Genomic DNA, 6,981 nt, shown 5'->3' on the forward strand with positions numbered 1-6,981 from the left:
AACCAGTCCGTCTTCGACCTATCGCGCTCGAATTCGAAGGCGCCCCACTGCTTGCAGCCAGGATGCTCACACCAATGCTCGAAATGCACCGGGGCAGTAGGATGGGCTGCCGTGCGTTCGTCACTCATAGCAATGTCGGAACCTCTTCGATCGGCTTGGCGGGCGGTTCCACGATCACCAACATGTTTCCCGGCAACGGCCGCTGGAGGTGCTTGGTCTCTTCCCATGGTGCCGTGAGCCACAGGTCGACCTCTTCCGGCGTCGTCAGGATCGCCGGCATTGCTTTCTGGTGGATCGGAGAAACGATTTCGTTCGGCTCTGTCGTCAGGAACCCAAACAGCTCATATTCCCGCTCTCCGTCGCGCACCTTGCGGATACCCCGCCACGGCGTCCAGAAGCCAGCGAAGAACATCAGGGGACGATCCTCGCTGCCGGCGAACCATGCGTTCGGCACCCGGCCACCCATGACCTTCCTCGCAGGATCTGGTTCCGCGAAAGACGTGAAGGGAACAACGCAGCGGCTGGTATGGCCGAGCCAACGCCTCCAGTGCGGCGAGCTGACGTTGCGAATGTTGGTGACGCCCGGGTCGTAGTTCTTCACAAAAGCCGGCGGCGATGGCATCCCCCACGTCAGGCTGGCGATCTCCCGCTGCCCATCCTCGCCGACGCGCACGACCGGCGCCTGGTAGCCAGGATAGACGTCAAGCGAGGGTTGGTTCCAACCGGCCTTGTCCCGGAAAGCCTTGGTGAACTGCAGGACAGCCTCGCGGCTGGTGGTGACGTTGTAGAGATTGCACATTCGCTCTCACCTCGGCAGTGACGAAATATCGATTACGCTATCGTATTTTTTGCATTCCTTGCAAAGAAGCTTCCTCTCAAGCTCCTTCAGGCGGGCATCGGGCCCATATCGCCGGGCGAGACTGCTCTTATTGAGCGGCCCGCGCCGCCCGCAACGGCATCTGCCGTGGAGCATTTCCCATTCCTGAAGATCAGCCAGACGCTTACCCAGAGCAATTTCGTAGGCCTCGCGGCTTACCATCCCGCTCTTCGCCATCCATTCGTCGTGGGTGAAATAGTAGACCAGGCTGCAGCGGTTATAGAACCCCTCCTTCGAGCGGGTGCAGCCCAAGGCTTTGCACAGATTGCCAAGCAGGCCCGGCATGTCGGCATCGCCATACTGATCGAAGAGCGCGTTCCCATCGAGGCTCTTGAGGATGTCGCAGTCTTCGCAGATCACTTTGACCTTCTGCCCTCGATAGTCTGAAAGCGTCGGCGACTTCATGGTGCCTTCGTGTCTTCCGCGTTGCGCTCGTATGCCGGCCGCCAGCCGCGGGCGAAACCTCGACTGCCGGCGAACTCAGCCAAAGCCAGTTGCCGCCGCAGATGCCTGTTGTCTTCAAGCAGTGTCGCGATGGTGGCCTTTACGTCACCATCGTGAAAAGCCAGTTCGGCTTCCACGGCCCAGGCAATTTCATCGGTCAGAAGTTCAGCCGGACTGGATTGCATGACGCGAAATCCTCCTCCTTGCCGGCGCCGACAATCTTCATGATGAAGCGGTACTTGCCGCGAGGTTTCCAATTGGCCAGCGCTCCCCCGGTCGGGCCACCTAAGGCCATCTGCTGAGCATGGAAGCCCATATATTCGGCGTACCAGGCTTCGCAGTCCGCAGCGACTTCAGCATAGGTTGCCGAGTTGCCGCAATTTGGATTGTCGCAGGAGACAATATCTTCAGGCTGCGGATTGCCACCATCGTACTCAAGGCCGCCACCACACGCGGCGCATATTGGTTCTCCCAAGTGCCGGGTTCCGTCATCGATCTCAGTCATCTTGGTCTTCTTTCTTGTCTCCAGCGGCTGCCTCCAGGTCGAGCTGCGGGAGGATTTCCGCCGCCGGTGCAGGCTTACGCTTCGGTGACCGTGGCTTCGTGGATTTCGCACGAGACATTGCCTCTGGTGTAGGCTCAAGCTCCAGAATTGGCGCAGGCTGCATCGGAACGGCTAAGTCGGCCATCGGCGCGATCGGCGTCTTGATCGGCTCAGGCGGCGCCAATTTTGCAGTTGAAAATCGGATCATTCAAACGCCTCGTGAATTCCAGGCATGGCTACTCCTTCGCGCCGAAGCGCGTTCAAGCTTTGGATAATATGTGGATAGCCGCCCGCCATGGCGACCTCGATGTTCTAATTATGTTCTCATGTAGTGATGAGTCAACAGGGATTCTTTTTAAGAATTTGCTGATGCAATGCGGGCATGACCAAGCGCCCGCGAAAGCCTTCCACGCCTCTGCTCATCGACGAGAACGCGCCGCTGCAAAGCCGGCCGGTTAAGCGGCGCGATCCGAAGCAGCCGCATCTTCCCTTCGATCCCATGCCCGAACGGGTCGAGCCCTGCCTCGCGCTCCTGAAGAGCAGGCCGCCGCACGGCGATGAATGGTCCTATGAAATCAAATGGGATGGATACCGCCTGGCTGTGCATATCGAGCCCGCCGGCGTCCGGATCATCACCCGCGGCGGCCATGACTGGACGCATCGGTTCCCGGCCATCGCTGATGCTGCCAGAGCGCTCAGCCCGACCACCATGATCCTCGACGGTGAGGCGGTGGTGCTCGACGAGCAGGGGCGCTCTGACTTCGGCCTGCTGCAGAACTCCTTGGGCGCCTCCGGGAAGGCGGGCGGCGAGCTGCCATCCCGCAATTCGATCCTATACGCCTTCGATCTGCTCTACCTCGACGGCCACGATCTGCGCGGCCTTGAATACGCGGCTCGCCGTCATCTGCTGGAAGACGCCCTGGACGGGCAGGGGGATGCGATACGGATCTCCGAAGAGTTCGATGCCGATCCGGATGCTCTTCTCGCTCACGCCTATCGGCTAGGGCTGGAGGGCATCATCGCCAAGCATCGCGACCGGCCCTACCGATCCGGCCGAACGGGCGACTGGCTGAAAATCAAGTGCATCCAGAGCGACAGCTTCGCCATCATTGGCTACGAGCCATCGACGGCACTGCCCGGCGCAATCGCCAGCCTATTGTTGGGCGCCCGATATCGGGACGGCTACAAATACGTCGGCAGTGTCGGGACCGGGTTCAAGCATGACGTTGCACGATCACTGAAGAAGCAGCTCGACAAGCTCAAGACGAAGCTGCCGCCCGTGAAGGTGCCGGGCAAGAACCTGGTGCTGACGGCTCCGGCGCTAGTTGCCGAAATCGAGTATCGGGCGTGGACGAATGACGGAAAGCTCCGGCATCCGTCGTTCAAGGGGTTGCGCGATCCGGATGACACGTCGGAGATCTACGGCTTGCCGGAATAGGTCGTGGAAAAATTCTCCGGCGGTCGAAACGTTTTGTCATTGGCCAGGGCCTGTTCGCGATACGCGTTGAGTATATCGACGAGGGCGACGTTCGATATTGACCATCCGCCAGGAAGTCCGCCATCCACGCCCGTGATGCCCCGCGAAAACGCTGCCCCGCGCAGTTTACTGGAAGCGTGCACGCTGTAGTTAAACCCAACCAGTGAAGTGCCGGGCTGAATACGGCGTACAACGAATCCATCCACGTCGCGCCAAGCGATTTTCATAGGTGAAAGACGGAACCCGCCGGAAAGACTTAGCCCATCCTGGTCCAAAGAAAGCCGCGCCGGGCGAACCAGCGTCAGTACAAAAATAATCGCAGAGACCGAAAAAAGAATGCCCCCCAAGAGACGAAGATAGAATCTCTCGTCCGGCAAGGACAAACTCACGGCGACGAGGACAAGGGATCCGAGAAGACACAATATTAACTTCTTACGCGACGTCACGATTTCCATTTCAAACTCCCAATGACAACGTGAGATGGCGTGTAGCAAAAAATTCGAATCACGTCGCTCGTGTTGCCGGACTGCCCGGTCCAGAGGTGCTCAGTCAATCGGCCACCAGACCCACAAGCTTGCGATCGACGACAATGGCGTCGAGCAGCGAAGTCTTCTCATTCAGCACAGCAATCAACCCATCTGTGTCGGGCCAGGCTAAGGTGAGCCGATAGATCGCCATGGCCCCCAGCGGTTCGAGATCCGGGTCATTCCGCCGAAGCTCTTCACGCTCGTACAGGGCTTCGCGCTGGCATTCCTCGAAGGAAGCCGCAAAGGCCAAGGGCTCGTCCCGTCCCGGTACGATCTGATACCCAAATACAACTATTTCCATTTCCGCTCCCTGGGCCAAACACCCGCATAGGTATAGCCACGCAGGGGAAAGGGAAGCTCTCAAAAATGAGGGGGCGAAAAGGATATTGGCTCGCGGGTGGAACGTCTGCCTTCGGTCGCAGTTCGAATAACGGGCGTAGCGACCCTTCCAACCATCGGCACCTCCACCGATGTATGCTGCGTCTGCGACTACTCCGAAAAATCCCCAAACTCAGCCCGCTTCGGCGGGCCTTTCTTTGAGGCGCCGTCTAATCCAGATTCTCCCAGCGCTTCCGAAGCGCGTTGAACCTTTGGAGTGCTGGGTCGCAGGTTGGGATCTCCAGACATTGACGAGGAGCAAAATGCCTTCGAGGAGACCGAGACCGGCATCGAGGCGCCGAACCAACAATTTTATTCGCCAAATTCTATCTTCGATAATGCTTGTAGGTACGATAAATGCTTGGCGCGATTTCTCGAATAATTGTTTTAATGCCGAGCGCCTTGCCATTTTGCCGATATTGAAAATTTTCTAAAATAGAAGTCATGACTCTCTCAGGGTAGGTATCCCTAAAGAGCCAGAGCAGATCCATTTTTTCTAGTTGCTCATCCATGAAGCAACCTTTTGGGGGCGCCATATCTTTCCACATTCCGATACTGTTTAAAATATTGTTGAATAAATGGATGGTCAGTGCGGACTCACATTTTTCCTTGCAGAACGCGCAATATCCAGGATGGAATGCTTTCCAAATGTCGTAATGCTCTATTGGGTAGAAATATTCATGATTATAAGTGTTTATCTGGCGCCCCGATTTGTTGATTGCTTCCACAAGCAATCTCGGTCCCGTCTGGCCCCATGTGAGCTCTCGGTCCAGCAGTTTATGTATCTCGTCTAAGCAATAATCGATAATTTTTGCGTCAGAGACGTAAAGTATTGCTCCATTGATCCCGCCCTGCTCCTCTCTGACGATGATATCGTTATACTCTGGCAGCGGCTTATCTGCGATTAGCATTACGTCCAAATCATGCCACACCAGATCCCTCTGACGGATCATTTCAAATCTGAAAAGATCCGAAAAGTGCGATAAGTCAGGTTTTCCGTTATATATGATCCTCTGCCTCATCGAATGAGGAACTATCTTATTTGCATCTTCGACCAAAATGCCATCCGGTATATTACCCAAAGGGCCGTATGAGAATATTGTATAACTGAGGCCCATATTGAGGTACGATTGTATGCAAGCCCTTTCCAAGGCGGATAATCTACCTTCAGACCAAAATCCTCCGATCCCTTTTTGTCTAATAGTACTTAACATCTAAGCCACTCTCTTAGCAAAAGCGCCGCTGATGGTAAGATATAGCCTACGTTTGCGCAATTAAGTCATTCGATCAAGCTCTGGCTCTGGCGCGCGCCTATGAAAGGCAAACCGTGTATTACACCCAGGCGGCTTAGGTTCTGAAACGCTCGGCGTCCCATCCGGCCTTCACTGCAGCCTGGATTAGATCCTGGAAAGGGATCTCGATCGCCATCTGGCAGAACAGGTGCCGCTTCTCGTCGCCGGCTGGAACGGTGGGTGAGGGGACGTCTGTCATCGAGAAGAAATAGAGTCCGAAAGAAGTCGGCACGCCGAAGAGCTTCACTGGGATAAGCGCGTCTAAGGGGAGGGCGTCGCGAGAGCGTGTTCGAGGGGCCGAACATTTCTGAGGGGAAATTTGCCCTCGCGACATTCAGTGAATGCCCGGGCGCTCCAGTCGGTTCCGTGAGAAGACCTACGACGTGATTGCAATAATGGGCGGCACGGCAATCCAAGATCGTTTGGCGGTCGCGACGGGGGACGCCCCCCGAGAACCAACGAGAACGCTCCTGGCGCTGGCGTTTTGACGTTACTACTCCCTTTGGAGAAATTGATCGCCTGGTTGGTCAGTCCTAAGGTTCCGGAATAGGTCGGGCACAGAAGAGCCCCGGCTGCGAAAGCCCGCGGTTTCAGGGATTGACGCGGGCTTTCCACTTTCCGATGACTGGCACCCGCGCAGCTGAATCGGCCTGGGCCGATCGTCACCCATTCTTCAGGGGCGCCCGCTCCCTACAGGATTAGGTTGTGGAAAAATTCCCCGCCACTCGCAAATTTCGTTAATTGCTGAAGTTTGAGGGGTGAACGCGGAGGTTGATGCAGCTTATCGACCATCAAGCCTCCATTGCGATTTGGTAGAGCCGCCACGCGTTGATGGGCAGGAGTGCCGCCTCCATGAGTATCAACGGTGGACTGCCGATCATGGTGCCATAGACCGCGAAGCACAGGCTACTCGCTATCGCCAATACGCGAAGCTGGACCATGCGCTGCGTCAGGTAGGTTATTACGGTCAGGAAGCTGCCGGCAAAACCGACGATCTCGATCCACGAATCCATCATGAGAATCTCCGCTAGACTCACGCCGCCGGTTATTCGCCGCGCGCCAGCGCCGCGGCTCTATCAAGGCCGATTGGCCTCACGAGGGGATCAGCGTGGCGGTGGACCAGCTGCCAGTACGAGCCCTCGCGGCGATAGACCTGTGTGACGCGCAGCGACCAGTCCTGATCCGGCAGACCGTAGACCTCACCGTGCTGGCGCTCCACGAACGCTAGGACCACCAGATCGTTGGAGGCATAGCTGGCAACCATCTCTAGCTTCGCGTCGCCATTTCGGAAGGAACGTGCCAGCTTGGCCAGATGCGCCGCGCTGCCGTCGAAGCCGTGGCTCGCGGGGCCGCCAAACGGTTGCATCAAGGTGAAGTCGTCCGACAGCCGCGTCATCTTATGCCACCTCACCATGTCGCCTGAGTTGAACGCTTGAGCCTGT

11 protein-coding genes are annotated in these 6,981 nt (G+C 57.0%); 1 reads left to right on the top strand and 10 read right to left on the bottom strand.

The features are described from left to right. Nucleotides 1-124: 124 nt before the first annotated feature. Genes GQ59_RS30105 through GQ59_RS30125 form a run of 5 tightly spaced genes read right to left on the bottom strand, consistent with a single transcriptional unit; the run spans nt 125 to nt 2,073 of the window. Complete coding sequence (locus tag GQ59_RS30105) at nt 125-799, bottom strand: SOS response-associated peptidase (protein ID WP_037088542.1); 675 nt, start codon at nt 797-799, stop codon at nt 125-127. Between the two features lie 6 nt (nt 800-805). Continuing rightward, a complete protein-coding gene (locus tag GQ59_RS30815) occupies nt 806-1,282 on the bottom strand; it encodes a hypothetical protein (RefSeq protein ID WP_051904298.1) in 477 nt (158 codons plus the stop codon). Further along, nucleotides 1,279-1,506: a hypothetical protein gene (locus GQ59_RS30115; protein ID WP_037088544.1), complete on the bottom strand. Its 228-nt coding sequence runs from the start codon at nt 1,504-1,506 to the stop codon at nt 1,279-1,281. Before GQ59_RS30115 ends, GQ59_RS30815 begins: the two co-directional genes overlap by 4 nt. Beyond that, the gene (locus GQ59_RS30120; RefSeq protein WP_037088546.1) at nt 1,479-1,826 is read right to left on the bottom strand and encodes a hypothetical protein; all 348 of its coding nucleotides are present in this window, start codon (nt 1,824-1,826) and stop codon (nt 1,479-1,481) included. The genes GQ59_RS30115 and GQ59_RS30120 overlap by 28 nt, the downstream gene beginning before the upstream one ends. Continuing rightward, nucleotides 1,819-2,073: a hypothetical protein gene (locus tag GQ59_RS30125; RefSeq protein WP_037088548.1), complete on the bottom strand. Its 255-nt coding sequence runs from the start codon at nt 2,071-2,073 to the stop codon at nt 1,819-1,821. The genes GQ59_RS30120 and GQ59_RS30125 overlap by 8 nt, the downstream gene beginning before the upstream one ends. A 174-nt stretch (nt 2,074-2,247) precedes the next feature. On the opposite strand from GQ59_RS30125, the gene ligD reads away from it, so the two are divergent. Next, nucleotides 2,248-3,303, top strand: a complete 1,056-nt coding sequence (ligD, locus tag GQ59_RS30130) for a non-homologous end-joining DNA ligase (protein WP_037088549.1) — start codon at nt 2,248-2,250, stop codon at nt 3,301-3,303. Here ligD and GQ59_RS30135 read toward each other — a convergent pair. From GQ59_RS30135 to GQ59_RS30160, 5 genes are all read right to left on the bottom strand, one after another. Beyond that, nucleotides 3,285-3,797 (bottom strand): hypothetical protein, encoded by a 513-nt coding sequence (locus GQ59_RS30135; protein WP_037088550.1) that lies wholly within the window; start codon nt 3,795-3,797, stop codon nt 3,285-3,287. The two genes, ligD and GQ59_RS30135, sit on opposite strands and share 19 nt — an antisense overlap. A 94-nt stretch (nt 3,798-3,891) precedes the next feature. After that, complete coding sequence (locus GQ59_RS30140; RefSeq protein ID WP_037088551.1) at nt 3,892-4,170, bottom strand: hypothetical protein; 279 nt, start codon at nt 4,168-4,170, stop codon at nt 3,892-3,894. A 403-nt stretch (nt 4,171-4,573) separates the two neighbouring features. Next, entirely contained in the window at nt 4,574-5,305 is a 732-nt protein-coding gene (locus GQ59_RS30145; RefSeq protein ID WP_162183338.1) for a hypothetical protein, read from the bottom strand. Nucleotides 5,306-6,330: 1,025 nt separating this feature from the next. Beyond that, nucleotides 6,331-6,555, bottom strand: coding sequence for a YgjV family protein (locus tag GQ59_RS30155; protein WP_037088554.1), 225 nt, complete (start codon nt 6,553-6,555; stop codon nt 6,331-6,333). Nucleotides 6,556-6,584: 29 nt separating this feature from the next. Next, nucleotides 6,585-6,981, bottom strand: a 397-nt coding sequence (locus GQ59_RS30160; RefSeq protein ID WP_037088559.1) for a YybH family protein, incomplete at its 5' end; no start/stop codon positions are given.

Source organism: Neorhizobium vignae, from assembly GCF_000732195.1.
GTDB lineage: Bacteria > Pseudomonadota > Alphaproteobacteria > Rhizobiales > Rhizobiaceae > Neorhizobium > Neorhizobium vignae.

Coding starts and splice junctions, on each gene's coding strand:
- GQ59_RS30105 (WP_037088542.1), bottom strand. CDS start 799: ATGTGCAATCTCTACAACGTCACCACCAGCCGCGAGGCTGTCCTGCAG.
- GQ59_RS30815 (WP_051904298.1), bottom strand. CDS start 1,282: ATGAAGTCGCCGACGCTTTCAGACTATCGAGGGCAGAAGGTCAAAGTG.
- GQ59_RS30115 (WP_037088544.1), bottom strand. CDS start 1,506: ATGCAATCCAGTCCGGCTGAACTTCTGACCGATGAAATTGCCTGGGCC.
- GQ59_RS30120 (WP_037088546.1), bottom strand. CDS start 1,826: ATGACTGAGATCGATGACGGAACCCGGCACTTGGGAGAACCAATATGC.
- GQ59_RS30125 (WP_037088548.1), bottom strand. CDS start 2,073: ATGATCCGATTTTCAACTGCAAAATTGGCGCCGCCTGAGCCGATCAAG.
- ligD (WP_037088549.1), top strand. CDS start 2,248: ATGACCAAGCGCCCGCGAAAGCCTTCCACGCCTCTGCTCATCGACGAG.
- GQ59_RS30135 (WP_037088550.1), bottom strand. CDS start 3,797: ATGGAAATCGTGACGTCGCGTAAGAAGTTAATATTGTGTCTTCTCGGA.
- GQ59_RS30140 (WP_037088551.1), bottom strand. CDS start 4,170: ATGGAAATAGTTGTATTTGGGTATCAGATCGTACCGGGACGGGACGAG.
- GQ59_RS30155 (WP_037088554.1), bottom strand. CDS start 6,555: ATGATGGATTCGTGGATCGAGATCGTCGGTTTTGCCGGCAGCTTCCTG.